Here is a 17,343-nt window from a genome sequence, read left to right as displayed (position 1 = left end):
CACCGTGTGACCACCGTCGCGCGCGTCGTCCTCGACTCGCCGCTCCCGCAGTTGGACCGTCTGTTCGACTACCGGGTGCCGGCCGAGCTCGAGGACGACTGCGTGCCGGGGGTCCGGGTCAAGGTGCCGCTGCGCACCGGCGCCCGGATGTCCGACGCGTACGTCGTCGAGGTCGTCTCCGAGGGAGACTGGCCGGGGGAGCTCAGTCCCGTCGAACAGGTCGTGTCACCGGTGCCCGTGCTGGCCCCGGAGATCTGGACGCTCGCGCGTGCCGTCGCCGACCGCGCCGCCGGTGTCGCCTCCGACGTGCTCCGGCTCGCCGTGCCGACCCGTCAGGTCCGTGCCGAGAAGGCCTGGCTCGCCCGCGACACCTCGTGGTCACCGCCGACAGTCGAGCCGACCCCGGTGACGGGCTACGCCGAGGGCGTCCTGGAGGCCCTGCTCGCCGACCACGGACGGGCTGCGGTCGACGCCGTGCCCCACCCCGTCGACCTCGGGACCGCCGATGACCCCGTGTGGGTGCCCGGCTGGGCCGCGACGCTCGCACAGGCGGCGTCGCACGTCGTCGCCCGCGAGCAGTCGGCCGTGCTCGCGGTCCCGGACTTCCGCGACGTCACGGACCTCGAACGCGCGCTCCTCGCGGTGCTCCCGCCGGAGCGCGTCGTCCGGTTCGACGCCAAGCAGACGAACGGGCAGCGTGCGAAGGCGCTGCTGCAGGCGCGGACGCACGCCGTCGTGGCGATCGGCAACCGGACCGCGGCGTTCGCACCGGCGTCCGAGCTCGGGCTCGTGGCAATGTGGGACGACGGCGACGCGTCCTTCGTCGAGCCCCGGGCCCCGTACGTGCACACGCGCGACGTCGCCCTCGTGCGGACCGCGCAGTCCGGCGCCGCACTCCTCTTCGTCGCGCACGCCAGGTCGACCGACGTCCAGCGGCTCGTCGAGCTGCACTGGCTCCAGGAGCTCGCGCCGTACCGGGTACCGACGCCGAAGGTGATCCCGACCGCGCAGCAGGCGGGTGCCGAGGGCTTCGCGGCCCAGGCCCGCATCCCCAGCACGGCGTGGCGCGCCGCGCGGGAGGCCAGCCAGCACGGGCCCGTCCTCGTGCAGGTCGCCAACCCGGGCTTCGGCACCGGACTGGTCTGCGCCGACTGCGGGGAACGCGCGCACTGCCGGGTGTGCGGCGGCCCCCTGGGGAGCCCGCACCGGAACGCGACCCCGCAGTGCCGGTTCTGCGGTGCCCTCGCCGTGGGGTTCCGGTGCCCGACGTGCGGCGGCGGGCGGCTCAAGCCCGTCGGGCAGGGGGCCCAGCGGACCGCCGACGAGCTCGGCCGGGCGTTCCCCGGCACCCGGATCGTGGTGGCGGACGGTTCCCGACCGCTCGACGAGGTCCCCGCCCGCCCCGCGGTCGTCGTCGCCACACGCGGCGCGGAGCCGAGCGCGCCGGGCGGGTACGCGTGCGTACTGCTGCTCGACGGCGAACGGCTCCTGGCCCGCGAGGGCCTCCGGGTGCAGGAGGACGTGCTCCGCTTCTGGACGAACGCCGCTGCCAAGGGCGCACCCGGCGCCGAGGTGTACCTCGTCGGCATCGGCGGCAAGCTCGCCACGGCGATGGCCCTCTGGCGGCTCGACGGGCCGGCGCACGACGAGCTCGTCGACCGACGGGCCCTGCACTTCCCGCCGGCCGTCCGGGTGGCGACGCTCACCGGTACGGACGAGGCGGTGACCGAGGCGGTCGAGGCCCTCGGTGACGCGGTGGTCGGGGCGGTGCTCGGGCCGGTTCCGGTACCCGACGACCCGGTGCCCGGGACGGTCCGTGCGATCGTGCGCTTCGCCTACGCGCACGGGGCCGAGGTCGCGGCGACGCTCAAGGCCGAGGTCATCCGTCGTTCGTCGACGCGCCGGGTGCTCCCGGGCGGCAACCGACGTCGCGCGGCGCCGACCCTGCGCGTGCGACTCGACGACGCCGAGCCGTTCACCGAGGTCTGACCCGCCGCGGACGCGCCCACGGAGTCGAGGTGCCGCGACGCGCCGGGCGCGCACCGAGCCTCCCGTCCGTCCGGACGGTGTGCCAGGCTGGTCGGTGGTGGCCACGAGCCGCCGACGACCACACCACACGCACGACGAAGTGACGAGGTGACGCCGATGCGGGCGCTCTGGAAGCCGGACGCCGGTCCGGGACTGATCATGACCGACCGGCCGGTGCCGGTCCCGACCGAGGACGAGGTCCTCGTCCGCGTGCTGCGGACCGGGATCTGCGGGACCGACCTGCACATCGAGCGGTGGGACGACTGGGCCGCGTCGGCCGTGACCGCACCGCTCGTGCCCGGCCACGAGTTCTCCGGCGAGGTCGTCGAGGTCGGCGCCGCCGTGCGTGACGTCGCCGTCGGCGACCTCGTGTCCGGCGAGGGGCACGTCGTCTGCGGCACCTGCCGGAACTGTCGCGCCGGACGTCGGCAGATGTGCATCCGCACGAAGGGGCTCGGCGTGCAGCGCGACGGCGCGTTCGCGGAGTACCTGACGCTGCCGGGCACGAACGTGTGGGTCCACCACGGCCCCGTCGAACCCGAGGTGGGTGCCCTCTTCGACCCGCTCGGCAACGCCGTGCACACCGCGCTCGCGTTCCCCCTGGTCGGCGAGGACGTGCTGGTCACCGGGTGCGGACCGATCGGCCTCATGGCGATCGCGGTGGCCCGACACGCCGGTGCGCGGTTCGTCGTCGGGACGGACGTCAGCACGGAGCGGCTGCGCCTCGCGGAGGGCATGGGCGCCGACCTCGGGGTGGACGTGCGTCACGACGGGGCGGCCACGGTCCGTGCGGCTCAGGAGCGGCTCGGCATGCGTGAGGGCTTCGACGTCGGCTTCGAGATGTCCGGCGCCCCGACCGCGCTGCCCGCGATGGTCGAGAACATGAACCACGGGGGGCGGATCGCGATGCTCGGGCTGCCGAGCGGCCCGATCGCGGTGGACTGGGCCAAGGTCGTCACGCACATGCTCACGGTGAAGGGCATCTACGGCCGTGAGATGTACGAGACGTGGCAGGCGATGAGCTCGATGCTCGCCACGAGTGCGGTCCTGCGCGAGCGCATCGGCTCGATCGTGTCGGCGTGCCACCCGGCGCGCGACTGGGAGACAGCGTTCGCCGCGGCGGCGAGCGCGGACGGCGGCAAGGTCGTCATCGACTGGACGGAGACCTGATGTACGGCGCGATCAAGGACCACCTGGCGACGGAGCTCGCCGGGATCGAGGCCGCGGGGCTGACGAAGCGCGAGCGCGGCATCGCCGGTCCGCAGCGTGCGGCGATCGCGGCGGACGGCACCGACCTGCTCAACTTCTGTGCGAACAACTACCTCGGGCTCGCGGACTCGACCGACCTCGTCGACGCGGCGAAGGACGCCCTCGACCGCTGGGGCTACGGGGTGGCGAGCGTGCGGTTCATCTGTGGCACGCAGGACCTGCACCTCGACCTCGAGCGTCGAGTCGCCGGCTTCCTCGGCACCGAGGCCGCGATCCTGTACTCGTCGTGCTTCGACGCGAACGGTGGGCTGTTCGAGGTGCTGCTCGGCCCGGAGGACGCGATCATCTCCGACGAGCTCAACCACGCGTCGATCATCGACGGCATCCGGCTCTCGAAGGCGCAGCGGTTCCGGTACCGCAACCGCGACACGGCCGACCTGGAGGCGCAGCTCGCCGCCGCATCGTCGGCCCGGTTCCGCGCGGTGGTCACCGACGGCGTCTTCTCCATGGACGGCTCGATCGCGCCGCTCGCCGAGATCTGCGACCTCGCCGAGCGGTACGACGCACTCGTCATCGTCGACGACTCGCACGCCGTCGGGTTCGTCGGCGAGCACGGGCGGGGCACCCCCGAGCTGTGCGGCGTCGCGGACCGCGTCGACGTCTACACCGGCACGTTCGGCAAGGCGCTCGGCGGGGCGTCCGGCGGGTACGTGGCCTCGCGCCGGGAGATCGTCGACCTGCTGCGGCAGCGCTCACGCCCGTACCTGTTCTCGAACTCGCTCGCGCCGGTGATCGCGGCGGGGACCGTCGCGGCGCTCGACCTCGTCGAACGGTCGGACGACGCCCGCGCCCGGCTCGCAGCCAACGCCAGGACGTTCCGGACGCTCATGTCGGACGCGGGCTTCGAGCTGCTGCCGGGGGAGCACCCGATCGTGCCCGTGATGTTCCACGAGGCCGGCCGTACCGCGCGGATCGCGGACGAGTTGCAGGCGCGGGGCGTCTACGTGACGGCGTTCAGCTACCCGGTGGTGCCGCAGGGGAGAGCCCGGATCCGGGTGCAGCTCTCCGCGGCGCACACCGAGGAGCAGGTGCGCCGCTGCGTGGACGCCTTCGTCGGGGCCCGCGCCGCCGTCGACGCCTGACGACCTCCCGCGGAACGCAACGACGGCGGCCGCTCGCAGGGGAGTACCGCTGCGAGGAGCCGCCGACGTTGCGTCCAGCGGGTTCGGCCCCGGGTCAGGCGCCGACCGGACGGCGGCGCTCCCGCGGGAAGACGACGCCGAGCGCGACCATGCCGATCGCGAGCACCAGGTGCAGCCAGTTGTCCGCCCAGTTGAGCGGGACGAAGTTCGCGCCGGACATCGTGCCCGCCGTGAACAGGCCGTAGACCCACAGCACGAAGTAGACGACGCCGCCGATCACGAGGTACATCCGCGACCCCGTCGCCCGGTTCGCCGCGAGGAGGCCGACGACGCCGAACAGCAGGTGCACGATGTTGTGCAGGACCGACACCTGGAAGATCCCGAGCAGCATCGCCATCGAGTGGTGCCCGGCACCGCCGAGGTCGCCGGAGGTCAGCCCCGGCACGAACCCGGCGATCCCGACGAGCAGGAACACGATGCCGACGACGAGCGCGACCTTCTGGATCGACGAGCCGGCGTAGCGGTTGGTGGAGGTGGTGACGTCACTCATGGTCCGGACGTTACCCAGCCCGCTCGCAGTCCGTTCCCGGCCGGCAGCGTCCCGCGCGCGTCGGACACCGTCGGCCGTGGGACGATGGACCCCATGCGTCTCGTCGTCGCCGGCAGCCCCGCTGCGGCCGTCCCCACCCTCCGACGTCTCGCCGCCTCCGACCACGAGATCGCGGCCGTCCTCACCCGACCCCCGACACCCCAGGGTCGGAAGCGTGTCCTCACGCCGACCCCGGTGGCGCAGGTCGCCGAGGAGCTCGGACTGCCCGTCATCGAGGCCACCCGGGTGGACGACGCCGTCACCGCGCAGCTGGTCGAACTGCAGGCCGACCTCGGCGTCATCGTCGCGTACGGTGCGCTCCTCCGTCGTCCCGCCCTGGACGCTCCACGTCTCGGTTGGGTCAACCTGCACTTCTCCGAGCTGCCGGCGTACCGCGGCGCCGCACCCGTCCAGCGTGCCGTGATGGCGGGCGACACCCGGACCGCCGCGACCGTCTTCCAGCTCGTCGAGGCGCTCGACGCCGGTCCCGTGTACGCCGCCGACCCGTTCACGATCGACCCGGACGCCACCAGCGGTGAGGTCCTCGCCGCGATGGCCGAGACCGGAGCGGACACCGTCCTGCGGGTCGTCGACGCCCTGGCCGACGGCAGCGCGGTCGCCACCGAGCAGTCCGGGACGGTGACCCTCGCCCCGAAGCCGACCGCCGACGACGCGCACGTCGCCTTCACGGAGCCGGCCGTGGCCGTCCGTGCCCGCGTCCGCGGTGTGACGCCCGAGCCCGGCGCGTTCGCCCACCTCGGCCAGACGCGGGTGAAGCTGCTCCGCAGCGCGCTCCTGCCGGGAGGCGCGGCCTCCTCCGCCCCGCACCTCGCGCCCGGTGCGCTCGCACTGGTCGAGGGACGACTCCTCGTCGGCACGGCCGACGTCCCGCTCGTGCTCACCGAGGTCCAGCCCGCCGGCAAGAAGGCGATGGACGGCGCCGCGTGGGCACGCGGCCTCGGCTCGCTCGAGGGCGTGGTGCTCTCGTGAGCGCCGCACAGCAGTCCTCCCGGCGGTCGCGCGGCGACCGTCGCCCCCGTCCGACCAGCGCCAGGCGGGTCGCGTTCGACGTGCTCCGCGCGGTGCAGGTCGACGACGCCTACGCGAACCTGCTCCTGCCCACGCGCATCCGTCGCGCCGGTCTGTCCGCCCGCGACGCCGCCTTCGCCACCGAGCTCACCTACGGGTCGATCCGCATGCTCGGCCGCTACGACGCGATCGTCGGGGTCGCATCCGGTCGCCGGGTCGACAACATCGAGTCCGACGTGCTCGACGTGATGCGCCTCGGCGTGCACCAGCTGCTCGGCATGCGCACACCAACGCACGCGGCGGTCTCGGCGACCGTGGAGCTCGCACGCGAGATCGGCGCCCGCCGGGCCACCGGCTTCGTCAACGCGGTCCTGCGCAAGGTCGCCGCGAAGACCGACGACGAGTGGGACGCCCTGGTCACCGAGGGTCGGAGCGGCGACGCGCTGCTGGCCACCCGCTGGTCGCACCCGTCGTGGGTGGTCGCCGCACTCCGTGACGCCCTGGCGGCCGAGCGGTCGCGGGACGAGCTCGCCGCCCTGCTCGCGGCCGACAACGTCGCGCCCCGCGTGCAGCTCGTCGCGCTGCCCGGGCTCGCCACCGACGAGGACGTCCGCACCGCGACGGCGACCGCTGCTGAGGACGGATCCGGAGCGGACGACGGGGCCGGAGCCGACGGCGGGGCCGGAGCCGACGAGCAGCCCCGCACCGACGACGGAGCCGGAGCCGACGACGAGACCGGCACCGCGCCTCCCGGCCGGGTCGCCGGGGCCGACGCCGGCCCGGTGTCCCCGGTCGGCATCCGCGGGACGACCGGCGACCCCGCACGGGTCCCCGGCGTCGCCGCCGGTCGGCTCCGGGTGCAGGACGAGGGGTCGCAGCTCGCGGCCCTCGCCCTCACGCGGTCGTCCGCCGTCCGTCCGGGGGAGCGGTGGCTCGACATGTGCGCCGGGCCCGGGGGCAAGGCCGCGCTCCTCGCCGCCGAGGCCGCCCAGGGCGGAGCGTCCCTGGTCGCCAACGAGCTCGTGCCCGCCCGCGCCGGACTCGTGCGCAAGGCCCTGTCCACCGTGGCGGGTGACGACACCGTCACGGTCGTCGAGGGCGACGGACGGCGCTTCGGCAAGCCGGGCGACGAGCTGTTCGACCGGATCCTGCTCGATGCTCCGTGCACGGGCCTCGGCGCGCTCCGTCGGCGTCCCGAGGCGCGGTGGCGCAAGCAGCCCGAGGACGTCCCCGAGCTCGCGGCGCTGCAGGCCGAGCTGCTCGATGCGGCGGTCCGTGCACTCGCCCCGGGTGGCACGCTCGCGTACGTGACGTGCTCGCCGCACCTGGCCGAGACGCGCGGGCAGGTCGACGCGCTGCTCGAGCGGCACGGCGACGTGCTCGAACAGCTCGACACCGCCGGCGTGGTCCGGTCGGTGGCGGCCCGGGACCCGCAGGTCGCCGACGGTCCGACGGCGCAGCTCTGGCCGCACCGGACCGGCACCGACGCGATGTTCGTCGCACTCTTCCGTCGTCGCCCCTGACCCCTCCCGCAACACGCAACCTCGGCGTCTGCTCGCGGGTTGTCGGCCCAGGAACGATCTGATATGTTGGAGGAACACGACCGGTTCCGCCTGCGAGAGCAGGTCCAGGGCCGGTCCTCTTCGTTCTCGGCCCGGGGGAGGCCCGCTGTGGAACCCAAGCCGTTCCGACCGTACCGAGAGCAGGTGGCACTCCTGCGAGGACGTGGGATGCACGTGCCCGACGAGGACGCCGCCGTCCGCGAACTGCGCCTCGTCAACTACTACCGGCTGAGTGGCTACTGGTACGCGTTCCGCGAGACCACGGGCGGTGCGCGGGGTGATCGCTTCCGCCCGGGGACCCACCTCGAGGACGTCCTCGCGCTCCACCGTTTCGACGAGCGTCTGCGGACGACGGTGTTCGACGCCCTCGCTCCGGTCGAGCTCGCACTGAGAGCCGCGCTGGGGCACGCACTCGGGCGGCTCCACCCGAGCGCCCATCTGCGTCCCGATCTGCTCGGTCCGCTGGCACGCGCCGGCGACGGCCACCGCAACTGGCTGGAGCGGCACCGCGGTGAGGTCGCCAGGAGCCGGGAGGAGTTCGTCGAGCACCACCGGTCCGGGTACGGGGGAGTCCTGCCGGTGTGGGCCGCGGTCGAGGTGATGGACTGGGGGACGGTCTCGAGGCTGCTCGGCTTCGCGCCGCCGAGCGTCCAGACCGAGGTGAGCGGACGGTTCGGTCTCCGAGCACCGCAGCTGACCTCGTGGTTGCGCGCGCTCAACGTGGTGCGCAACGCATGTGCCCACCACGGACGCCTGTTCAACCGCGCGTACGCCATCCGACGGAAGCTGCCCCCGGTCGGCGCCGACCCTTCGTTGGACACCGCACGCGCATCGATGAACCGCACGTACGGGCAGCTCACCCTGGTGCAGTACCTCCGTGTCCGGAGCGGACTGGGGACCGCGACGCAGCTCACCGGTGTCCTGCGCGAGTTCCCGACCGTGCCGCTCGTCCCGTTCTCCGACACGGGAGCCCCGCTGGAGTGGGAGACCGCCGTCTGGACGGGCAGCGGCGCTCGGTAGGGTTGCCGGGTGACGATCCGCATCTCGCCGAGCATCCTGTCCGCCGACTTCGCCAACCTCGAGCGGGAGCTGCACCGCATCGAGAGCGCCGACATGGTGCACGTCGACGTGATGGACAACCACTTCGTGCCGAACCTCACCCTGGGCCTGCCGATCGTGCAGCGCCTGCAGGACGTCTCGCCGGTGCCGCTCGACGTGCACCTCATGATCACCGACGCCGACACCCAGGCGCCGAAGTACGCCGAGACCGGTGCCTCGAGCGTCACGTTCCACCTCGAGGCCGCCGACGACCCGGTGGCGACCGCCGCGGCGATCCGGTCGAACGGTGCCCGCGCCGCCGTCGCCGTGAAGCCCGGCACCCCGATCACGCAGGTGCTCCACCACCTCGACGCGTACGACATGATCCTGCTCATGACCGTCGAGCCCGGGTTCGGCGGGCAGTCGTTCATGCCCTCCGTCATGCCGAAGCTCGCCGACGCCCGTGGCGCAGTCGACGCCTCGGGGCTCGACGTCTGGCTCGAGGTCGACGGCGGCATCGCGGTCGACACCGTGCCCGAGGCGGTCCGCAGCGGCGCCGACACGCTCGTCGCCGGATCCGCCGTCTACGGCGGTGAGCCCGCGCAGCGCATCGCCGACCTGCGCGAGGCGGCTGCGGCGGCACGCGCGTGACCGCCCAGGTGGGCGGCGCGTCGGGGGCGACCGGCGCCTCCCGTCCGGACGGTGCGTCCGGTGCAGCCGCGCAGGACGGTAGCCTGGTCCCCGTGAAGACGTTCGACGACCTGTTCGCGGAGCTGACCGAGAAGGCGCGCACGCGCCCCGAGGGCTCCGGCACCGTCGCCGAACTGGACGCCGGCGTGCACCAGATCGGCAAGAAGATCGTGGAGGAGGCCGCCGAGGTCTGGATGGCGGCCGAGTACGAGGGCGACGAGCGCACCTCGGAGGAGATCTCGCAGCTGATCTACCACCTCCAGGTGCTCATGGTCGCGAAGGGGCTCACCCCGGCGGACGTCTGGCGACATCTGTAGGAACGCGTGTCGCGCTCACCGAGCGCCACCGCGACCCGCAGCCGTCCCGACCTCCAGCAGAAAGCAGACCACCTGATGCTCCGCATCGCCGTGCCCAACAAGGGTTCGCTGTCCGAGACCGCCTCCGAGATGCTCAAGGAGGCCGGGTACGCCGGTCGCCGCGACCCGAAGGCGCTCCACCTCCTCGACGAGCGCAACGGTGTCGAGTTCTTCTTCCTCCGTCCGCGCGACATCGCGACGTACGTCGGCTCCGGCGCACTCGACGTCGGCATCACCGGCCGCGACCTGTTGCTCGACTCCGGGTCGGCGGCGCACGAGGTCGACGCGCTCGGGTTCGCCGACTCGACCTTCCGGTTCGCCGGGACGCCCGGCCGGTTCACCGAGCTGCAGGACCTCGACGGCGTCCGCGTCGCGACGAGCTACCCGGGACTCGTGGGCGAGTTCCTCGCCCGGCACGGGGTGACCGCGACCCTCGTGAAGCTCGACGGCGCCGTCGAGAGCGCCGTGCGCCTCGGTGTCGCGGACGCCGTGGCCGACGTCGTCTCGACCGGCAGCACGCTCCGTGCCGCCGGGCTCGAGATCTTCGGTCCGGTGATCCTCGAGTCGACCGCGCTGCTCATCTCCAACGACGAGCGCATCCCGGGCATCGACGTCCTGCGTCGCCGCCTGCAGGGCGTGCTCGTCGCCCGCGGCTACGTCATGCTCGACTACGACATCCCGACCGACCTGCTGGAGCAGGCCACCGCGGTGGCGTCGGGCATCGAGTCGCCGACGGTCTCCCCGCTGCACGACCGCGACTGGTCGGCCGTCCGCGTGATGATCCCGCGCGAGGACGCGAACCTCATCATGGACGCGCTGTACGACCTCGGTGCGCGCGCCATCCTGGTCAGCCCGATCCACGCCGCACGCCTGTGAACGACGCGGTGCGAGCCGACGTGACCGGACCCGACAGCGGCGCGGCCGGTGTCGCCGGTGGCGTCTCGGTCCGGGTCATCCCGTGCCTCGACGTGTCCGGCGGTCGCGTCGTCAAGGGCGTCAACTTCCTCGACCTGCAGGACGCCGGGGACCCGGTCGAGCTCGCGGCCCGCTACTACGAGCAGGGTGCCGACGAGCTGACCTTCCTCGACGTCGGTGCCACGGTCGAGAACCGCGCGACCATGTTCGAGACGGTGACGCGCACGGCGGAGCAGGTCTTCATCCCGCTCACCGTCGGCGGTGGCGTCCGGAGCGTCGACGACGTCTCCCGCCTGCAGCAGTGCGGCGCGGACAAGATCGGCGTCAACAGCGCGGCGATCGCGCGGCCGGAGCTCGTGAGCGAGATCGCCGACCGCTTCGGCGCGCAGGCGGTGGTGCTGTCGCTCGACGTCAAGCGCTCGGACCGGATGCCCTCCGGTTTCGTCGTCACGACCCACGGCGGACGGACCGAGTCCGACCTCGACGCGATCGCGTGGGCACGCGAGGGCGTCGAGCGCGGCGCGGGCGAGCTGCTCGTCAACTCGATCGACGCGGACGGCACGAAGCACGGCTTCGACCTCGAGCTCATCGCCGCGGTGCGTGCGGTGTCGTCGGTCCCGGTCATCGGCTCGGGAGGCGCCGGTCGCCTCGAGCACTTCGCCCCGGCCGTCGAGGCGGGCGCGGACGCCGTGCTCGCTGCCAGCGTCTTCCACCGGGGCGAGATGACCATCGGGGACGTCAAGGCGGCGCTGCGCGCCGCCGGCCAGCCCGTCCGCTGACACCCCGTCCGCCGACACCCCGCCGTAGGCTAGGAGTCTCATGACCGACAGCACCAGCACCAGCACGGAAGCGGTCCTCGACCGCGCCCGGTTCGGTGCGGACGGCCTGCTCCCCGCAGTCGTGCAGGAGGAGTCCTCGAAGGACGTCCTCATGCTCGGCTGGATGGACCGCGAAGCCCTCCGCCGCACCCTGACCGAGGGCCGCGTGACCTTCTGGTCGCGCTCCCGACAGGAGTACTGGCGCAAGGGCGACACGTCCGGGCACGCGCAGTACGTCCGGGCTGCCGCACTCGACTGCGACGACGACACGCTGCTCGTCACCGTGCAGCAGGTCGGGGCCGCCTGCCACACCGGTGCGCACAGCTGCTTCGAGGTCGACCCGCTCGAGCCCGTGACCGCGACCGCGCCGGTGCAGGCCGCGCCGGCGCAGGCCGGGACGGACGCGACTGACCCGACGTCGGCGACCACGACCGCGGAGGCGATCCGATGACCGGCGCGAGCCGCGCGGAGGAGCCGCGCACGACCTCCCGGCAGGCCTTCGACGACCTGCTCGACGGCCACCGCGTCGTCCCCGTCGTCCGCGCGCTCTACGCCGACAGCGAGACGCCGGTCGGTGTGTACCGCAAGCTGGCGGACGGTCGCCCCGGTTCGTTCCTGCTCGAGTCCGCCGGCCAGGGCGGCCTGTGGTCGCGCTGGTCCTTCGTCGGCGTCCGGAGCTTCGGCGTCCTGACCCAGGACGGCGACCGGGCGTCCTGGATCGACACCGGCATCCCGGCGTCGCGGGCCGTCGGCTCGCTCGACGGCGCCCCCCTCGACGTCCTCGCCCGCCTGCACGACCGGTGGGCGACGCCCCGCGTTCCCGGCACCCCGCCCCTGGTCGGCGGCACGGTCGGGTTCATCGGGTGGGAGGCCGTGCGGCAGCTCGAGCACCTGCCGAACGTGCCCGCGGCCGACTTCGAGGTGCCCGGGCAGGCCCTCGCCTTCGTGTCCGAGCTCGCGGCGCTCGACCACCGCACCGGCCTCGTGCTCCTCGTCGCGAGCGTCCTCAACGACGGCACCGACGACCCGGACACGATGTGGTCCGACGCGCAGTCCCGGCTCGACCGGATGCAGGCGGACCTGGTGCAGCCGAGCGCGGCGACGGTCGCCGAGGCGTTCGAGATCGCCGAGCCGACCCCGCGCCACCGGACGTCGCCGGAGGACTACATGGCCGCGGTCGAGCGGTCCAAGGACTTCATCCGCGACGGTGACGTCTTCCAGGTCGTCGTCTCGCAGCGGTTCGACCACGACGTCACCGCCGACCCGCTCGACGTCTACCGGGTGCTCCGGACACTGAACCCGAGCCCGTACATGTACTTCCTCGCGCTGGCGGACAGCGCCGACGAGCGCTTCTGGATCGTCGGCGCCTCGCCCGAGGCCCTGGTCAAGGTGCAGGACGGGCGGGCGATCACCCACCCGATCGCCGGCTCGCGCCCACGCGGCGCGAGCCCGGTCGAGGACGTCCGCCTGGGTGACGAGCTGTTCGCCGACCCGAAGGAGCGCGCCGAGCACCTCATGCTGGTCGACCTCGCCCGGAACGACCTGCAGAAGGTGTGCGAGCCGGGGACCGTCGCGGTGACCGAGTTCATGACCGTCGAGCGCTTCAGCCACATCATGCACCTGGTGTCGAGCGTCGAGGGATCGGTCCGACCGGGAGCCTCGGCGATCGACGTCTTCCGCGCGACCTTCCCGGCCGGCACCCTGTCGGGGGCACCGAAGCCGCGTGCGCTCGAGATCATCGACGAGCTGGAACCGGCGAAGCGCGGGGCGTACGCGGGCGTGGTCGGCTACTTCGACTTCGCCGGTGACGCCGACCTGGCGATCGCCATCCGTACGGCGCTCATCAAGGACGGGGTCGCACGCGTGCAGGCCGGTGCCGGCCTGGTCGCCGACTCCGACCCGCGCACCGAGCACGAGGAGGCCGTGAACAAGGCGGCCGCCCCGCTGCGCGCGGTCGCGACCGCGAACCGGATGCGCGAGGTGCGCGCGTGACGGCCCGGCGCTCCCGCCCGCTCGTCGTCGTCGCCGGCCTCGCGGTCGCCGGTATCGTGATGCTGTCGTGGACCCAGACGTGGTTCACGGTGCACCTGCACGCCGGCACCGCGGTGGTGCCGCGCGTGGTGGCGGACGGTGCCGCGGTCGTCCCGCAGTACACGGCGCTCGCGATCGCGAGCCTGGCGCTGTTCCTCGCGCTGACGATCGCCGGCCGTGTGCTGCGCGTCGTGCTCGCGGCCGTCGAGGTGCTGCTCGGCATCGCCGTCGTGGCGACCGGCATCGGCGCCCTGGCGGACCCCGTCGCGGCGTCGAAGGGCGCGGTGGGCGAGGTCGCGGGCGTCAGCGACACCGGCGCGGTGCGCCAGGTCGTCGACCGGGTCGACGTCACCGCGTGGCCCGCCGTCGGCATCGCGGGTGGCGTGCTCGCCGTGGTGCTCGGGATCGTCGTGTTCGTGGTGCAGCGGCAGTGGCCCGGGCCGACCCGGAAGTACGCCGCGGCGACCGCCGGGGCCGCCGCCGACGCCCGTGCGGCCGCCCCGACCCAGCGCGACGCGATCAGCGACTGGGACGACCTCAGCGCCGGTGACGACCCGACCGCCGGGGACGGTGCGGTGGGGGAACCGCCCACGACCGACACGGTAGGATCGGATCGGCGCCGATCGGACGACGGCGCCGGAGCAGAACGAGGAGCACCGTGAGCAACACTGAGCCCGCAGAACTCGGCGAAGGCCACTCGCCCGCCGCCTGGACCGCCGTCGTGATCATGCTGATCGGCTTCGCGGCAGGCACGCTGTTCTTCTGGTTCGACCTGGCGTGGGGCGTCTGGGCGTCCGCCGTCGTCGTGGTGATCGGCCTCGTCGTCGGCGCCGTGATGGCGAAGGCCGGCTACGGCGTCAACGGTCCGAAGTACGTCGCCAAGCACCACGCGGAGTAGTCCCGTGCCGAACGTGCTCGAGACCCTCGTCGCGGGCGCGCTCGAGGACGCCGCCGCCCGTCGTGTCGACCGTCCGCTCTCGGACGTCGAGCGCGACCTGGACCGGGTGGCGTCGCCGCTCGACGCCCTCGACTTCCTGTCGCCCGGCGACCGCGTGAAGATCCTCGCCGAGGTCAAGCGCGCGAGCCCGTCGCGCGGCTCCATGGCGCCCATCGAGGACCCGGCCGCCCTCGCCGCCGACTACGAGCGTGGCGGAGCGTCGACGATCAGCGTGCTCACCGAGGGGCGGAAGTTCCTCGGCAGCCTCGCCGACCTCGAGGCGGTGAAGGCGCGCGTGTCGCTGCCGGTGCTCCGCAAGGACTTCATCGCCGACCCGTACCAGGTGCTCGAGGCCCGTGCGGCCGGTGCCGACCTGGTGCTGCTGATCGTGGCGGCGCTGGAGCAGCGACAGCTCGTGGAGCTGCACGAGCTCGCCGAGCAGCTCGGCATGCGCGTGCTCGTCGAGGCCCACTCCGGTGACGAGGTCTCCCGTGGCCTCGACGCCGGCGCGCGGATCCTCGGCGTCAACGCCCGCGACCTCACCGACTTCTCGCTGGACCGCGACCTCTTCGGCTCCCTCGCCGACCGCATCCCCGACGGGGTCGTGCGCGTCGCCGAGTCGGCCGTCGCCGGGCCCGCCGACGTCGCCCACTACCGCGCAGCGGGTGCCGACGTCGTCCTGGTGGGGGAGGCGCTCGTCACGGGCGCGGACCCCGCCACCACCCTCGCGTCGTTCATCGCCGCGGCGGACGGCTCCGGCCGCCCGCGCGCCTGACCGACACCGTCCCACCGGTCGCCCCGCACACCGGGGCGTCCGAACACCCCGGGAGACCCACCGTGACCTCACTCCGTGACCTGCAGGGCCCGTACTTCGGCGACTTCGGCGGACGCTTCGTCCCCGAGTCGCTCGTGCTCGCGCTCGACGAGCTCGAGACCGCCTTCCGCGCGGCCTGGGCGGACCCGGCGTTCCGCGAGGAGCTCGACACGCTCCAGCGCGAGTACACCGGCCGCCCGTCGATCATCACCGAGGCGCCGCGGTTCGCGAAGCACGCCGGTGGTGCCCGGATCATCCTCAAGCGCGAGGACCTCAACCACACCGGTTCGCACAAGATCAACAACGTGCTCGGTCAGGCCCTCGTCGCGAAGCGGCTCGGCAAGACCCGGCTCATCGCCGAGACGGGAGCCGGGCAGCACGGTGTCGCGACGGCCACCGCCGCTGCGCTCTTCGGGATGGACTGCGTCGTGTACATGGGCGCCGTCGACACCGAGCGCCAGGCACTGAACGTGGCGCGGATGCGGCTGCTCGGCGCCGAGGTGATCCCGGTCGAGACGGGGTCGCGCACGCTGAAGGACGCCATCAACGACGCGCTGCGCGACTGGGTGGCGAACGTCGACTCGACGCACTACCTGCTCGGCACCGTCGCAGGGCCGCACCCGTTCCCGGAGATGGTCCGCGAGTTCCACAAGGTGATCGGCGAAGAGGCCCGACAGCAGGTCCTCGACCGCATCGGTCGCCTGCCGGACGCCGTCGCCGCGTGCGTCGGCGGCGGCTCGAACGCGATGGGCATCTTCGAGGCCTTCCTCGACGACGAGTCGGTCCGGTTGCACGGCTTCGAGGCCGGCGGCGACGGCATCGAGACGGGGCGGCACGCCGCGAGCATCTCGCTCGGGCGCACCGGTGTCCTCCAGGGCACGATGTCGTACCTCATGCAGGACGAGGACGGCCAGACCATCGAGAGCCACAGCATCTCGGCGGGCCTCGACTACCCGAGCGTCGGTCCCGAGCACGCCTACCTGGCCTCGATCGGCCGCGCGCAGTACTCGCCGATCACCGACGCCGAGGCGATGGAGGCCTTCCGCCTGCTCGGCCGGACCGAGGGCATCCTGCCGGCCATCGAGTCGGCGCACGCGCTCGCAGGGGCGATCAAGCTGGGCAAGGAGCTCGGCCCCGACGGCGTCGTGCTGGTGTCCCTGTCCGGACGTGGTGACAAGGACGTCGCGTCCGCCAGTCGCTACTTCGGCATCCTCGACGAGAACGCGGTGCAGCTGTGACGAACCCCGGTCCCTCCACCTCGGTCGCGACGACGATCGACACCGCCAACGCCGAGCGCGCCGGAGCCGTCGTCGGGTACCTGCCCGCCGGCTTCCCCGACCTGCAGACGAGCGTGGACGCGGCGGTCGCCCTCGCCGAGAACGGCGTCGACGTCATCGAGCTCGGCCTGCCGTACTCCGACCCGGTGATGGACGGTCCGGTGATCCAGCGCGCCGCGGAGGAGAGCCTGGCGAACGGCTTCCGTGTCGCGCAGGTCTTCGACGCCGTCGACCAGATCACGAGCCGTGTCGACGTGCCCGTGCTCGTCATGACCTACTGGAACCCGGTGCTCCGGTACGGGGTCGACCGGTTCGCCGACGACCTCGTCGCGGCCGGGGCGTCCGGGCTCATCACCCCGGACCTCATCCCGGACGAGGGTCGCGCCTGGATCGACGCCTCCGAGCGCACCGGGCTCGACCGGGTCTTCCTCGCGGCGCCGTCCTCGACGGACACCCGCATGGAGCAGGCGGTCCGCTCCAGCCGCGGCTTCGTCTACGCCGTGTCGACGATGGGCGTCACCGGCGCCCGCGTCGGCGTCGACACCGCCGCCCGCACCGTCGTGTCGCGACTGCGCGACGCCGGTGTGGAGCGCACGTGCGTCGGCCTCGGCATCTCGACGGCAGACCAGGTGCGCGAGGTCCTCGAGTACGCCGACGGGGCGATCGTCGGGTCCGCCTTCGTGCGCGCCCTCGCCGACCTCGGCGTGCAGGGGGTCGCGGACCGCGCGGCCGACCTGACCAGCGGCGCCGCGCGCAGCTGAGGCGAGCACCGGTCCGGACGGGAGGCGCGGTGTCGGTGGGTCGACCGGCGCACCGGCCCCGCGCCTCCCGTGCACCGTGCTCCCAGTTCCCACAGGTCGACCCACCCCGTTCCTGGTCGGCGCGGTTCCCGCGCTACAGTGAGCGGG

General features: G+C 73.4%; 18 protein-coding genes. 17 read left to right on the top strand and 1 reads right to left on the bottom strand.

What is annotated here, in order from left to right; genetic code table 11:
- Positions 1–6 precede the first annotated feature (6 nt).
- The 3 genes from PIJ49_RS03080 (at position 7) to PIJ49_RS03070 (ending at position 4,379) form a co-directional block, all read left to right on the top strand.
- Positions 7–1,989, top strand: a complete 1,983-nt coding sequence (locus tag PIJ49_RS03080) for a primosomal protein N' family DNA-binding protein (protein ID WP_271825749.1) — start codon at positions 7–9, stop codon at positions 1,987–1,989.
- Positions 1,990–2,145: 156 nt separating this feature from the next.
- Positions 2,146–3,198, top strand: a complete 1,053-nt coding sequence (gene tdh / locus PIJ49_RS03075; protein ID WP_066658292.1) for an L-threonine 3-dehydrogenase — start codon at positions 2,146–2,148, stop codon at positions 3,196–3,198.
- Positions 3,198–4,379 carry a glycine C-acetyltransferase gene (locus PIJ49_RS03070; RefSeq protein WP_271825747.1) on the top strand — a complete coding sequence of 394 codons (1,182 nt, stop codon included), beginning with the start codon at positions 3,198–3,200 and terminating at the stop codon, positions 4,377–4,379. The genes tdh and PIJ49_RS03070 overlap by 1 nt, the downstream gene beginning before the upstream one ends.
- A 94-nt stretch (positions 4,380–4,473) precedes the next feature.
- On the opposite strand, the gene PIJ49_RS03065 is transcribed toward PIJ49_RS03070, so the two are convergent.
- Positions 4,474–4,929, bottom strand: a complete 456-nt coding sequence (locus tag PIJ49_RS03065) for a DUF4383 domain-containing protein (RefSeq protein ID WP_174234689.1) — start codon at positions 4,927–4,929, stop codon at positions 4,474–4,476.
- 93 nt (positions 4,930–5,022) lie between these two features.
- Between PIJ49_RS03065 and PIJ49_RS03060 the strand changes: the two genes are divergently transcribed.
- The 14 genes from PIJ49_RS03060 (at position 5,023) to trpA (ending at position 17,196) form a co-directional block, all read left to right on the top strand.
- Positions 5,023–5,958: a methionyl-tRNA formyltransferase gene (locus tag PIJ49_RS03060; protein WP_271825744.1), complete on the top strand. Its 936-nt coding sequence runs from the start codon at positions 5,023–5,025 to the stop codon at positions 5,956–5,958.
- Entirely contained in the window at positions 5,955–7,520 is a 1,566-nt protein-coding gene (locus PIJ49_RS03055) for an RsmB/NOP family class I SAM-dependent RNA methyltransferase (RefSeq protein WP_271825743.1), read from the top strand. The genes PIJ49_RS03060 and PIJ49_RS03055 overlap by 4 nt, the downstream gene beginning before the upstream one ends.
- A 207-nt stretch (positions 7,521–7,727) precedes the next feature.
- Positions 7,728–8,579 (top strand): Abi family protein, encoded by an 852-nt coding sequence (locus PIJ49_RS03050; RefSeq protein ID WP_271825741.1) that lies wholly within the window; start codon positions 7,728–7,730, stop codon positions 8,577–8,579.
- Positions 8,580–8,588: 9 nt separating this feature from the next.
- Complete coding sequence (gene rpe / locus PIJ49_RS03045; protein WP_066654514.1) at positions 8,589–9,248, top strand: ribulose-phosphate 3-epimerase; 660 nt, start codon at positions 8,589–8,591, stop codon at positions 9,246–9,248.
- A 92-nt stretch (positions 9,249–9,340) separates the two neighbouring features.
- On the top strand, positions 9,341–9,604 hold the full coding sequence (locus tag PIJ49_RS03040) for a phosphoribosyl-ATP diphosphatase (protein ID WP_058726551.1): 264 nt from the start codon (positions 9,341–9,343) through the stop codon (positions 9,602–9,604).
- 75 nt (positions 9,605–9,679) lie between these two features.
- Positions 9,680–10,519 (top strand): ATP phosphoribosyltransferase, encoded by an 840-nt coding sequence (hisG, locus tag PIJ49_RS03035; RefSeq protein ID WP_066654512.1) that lies wholly within the window; start codon positions 9,680–9,682, stop codon positions 10,517–10,519.
- Positions 10,520–10,539: 20 nt separating this feature from the next.
- Complete coding sequence (gene hisF / locus PIJ49_RS03030; protein WP_066658289.1) at positions 10,540–11,337, top strand: imidazole glycerol phosphate synthase subunit HisF; 798 nt, start codon at positions 10,540–10,542, stop codon at positions 11,335–11,337.
- Between the two features lie 40 nt (positions 11,338–11,377).
- The gene (hisI, locus tag PIJ49_RS03025; RefSeq protein WP_066654510.1) at positions 11,378–11,827 is read left to right on the top strand and encodes a phosphoribosyl-AMP cyclohydrolase; all 450 of its coding nucleotides are present in this window, start codon (positions 11,378–11,380) and stop codon (positions 11,825–11,827) included.
- Positions 11,824–13,368, top strand: coding sequence for an anthranilate synthase component I (locus PIJ49_RS03020; protein WP_066654508.1), 1,545 nt, complete (start codon positions 11,824–11,826; stop codon positions 13,366–13,368). The genes hisI and PIJ49_RS03020 overlap by 4 nt, the downstream gene beginning before the upstream one ends.
- Positions 13,365–14,069: a Trp biosynthesis-associated membrane protein gene (locus PIJ49_RS03015; RefSeq protein WP_271825735.1), complete on the top strand. Its 705-nt coding sequence runs from the start codon at positions 13,365–13,367 to the stop codon at positions 14,067–14,069. The genes PIJ49_RS03020 and PIJ49_RS03015 overlap by 4 nt, the downstream gene beginning before the upstream one ends.
- Positions 14,066–14,305: a DUF6704 family protein gene (locus tag PIJ49_RS03010; protein WP_066654504.1), complete on the top strand. Its 240-nt coding sequence runs from the start codon at positions 14,066–14,068 to the stop codon at positions 14,303–14,305. Before PIJ49_RS03015 ends, PIJ49_RS03010 begins: the two co-directional genes overlap by 4 nt.
- A 13-nt stretch (positions 14,306–14,318) precedes the next feature.
- The gene (gene trpC / locus PIJ49_RS03005) at positions 14,319–15,119 is read left to right on the top strand and encodes an indole-3-glycerol phosphate synthase TrpC (RefSeq protein WP_251159794.1); all 801 of its coding nucleotides are present in this window, start codon (positions 14,319–14,321) and stop codon (positions 15,117–15,119) included.
- Between the two features lie 62 nt (positions 15,120–15,181).
- Positions 15,182–16,396, top strand: coding sequence for a tryptophan synthase subunit beta (gene trpB / locus PIJ49_RS03000; RefSeq protein ID WP_066654498.1), 1,215 nt, complete (start codon positions 15,182–15,184; stop codon positions 16,394–16,396).
- Positions 16,393–17,196 carry a tryptophan synthase subunit alpha gene (gene trpA, locus PIJ49_RS02995; protein WP_066654497.1) on the top strand — a complete coding sequence of 268 codons (804 nt, stop codon included), beginning with the start codon at positions 16,393–16,395 and terminating at the stop codon, positions 17,194–17,196. The genes trpB and trpA overlap by 4 nt, the downstream gene beginning before the upstream one ends.
- Positions 17,197–17,343: the final 147 nt, after the last annotated feature.

The sequence above is a fragment of the Curtobacterium uvaldense genome (genome assembly GCF_028307415.1).
Taxonomy (GTDB): domain Bacteria; phylum Actinomycetota; class Actinomycetes; order Actinomycetales; family Microbacteriaceae; genus Curtobacterium.
The sequence above is the reverse complement of the archived record's forward strand: the minus strand, read 5'-3'. Positions and strand labels throughout refer to the sequence as shown.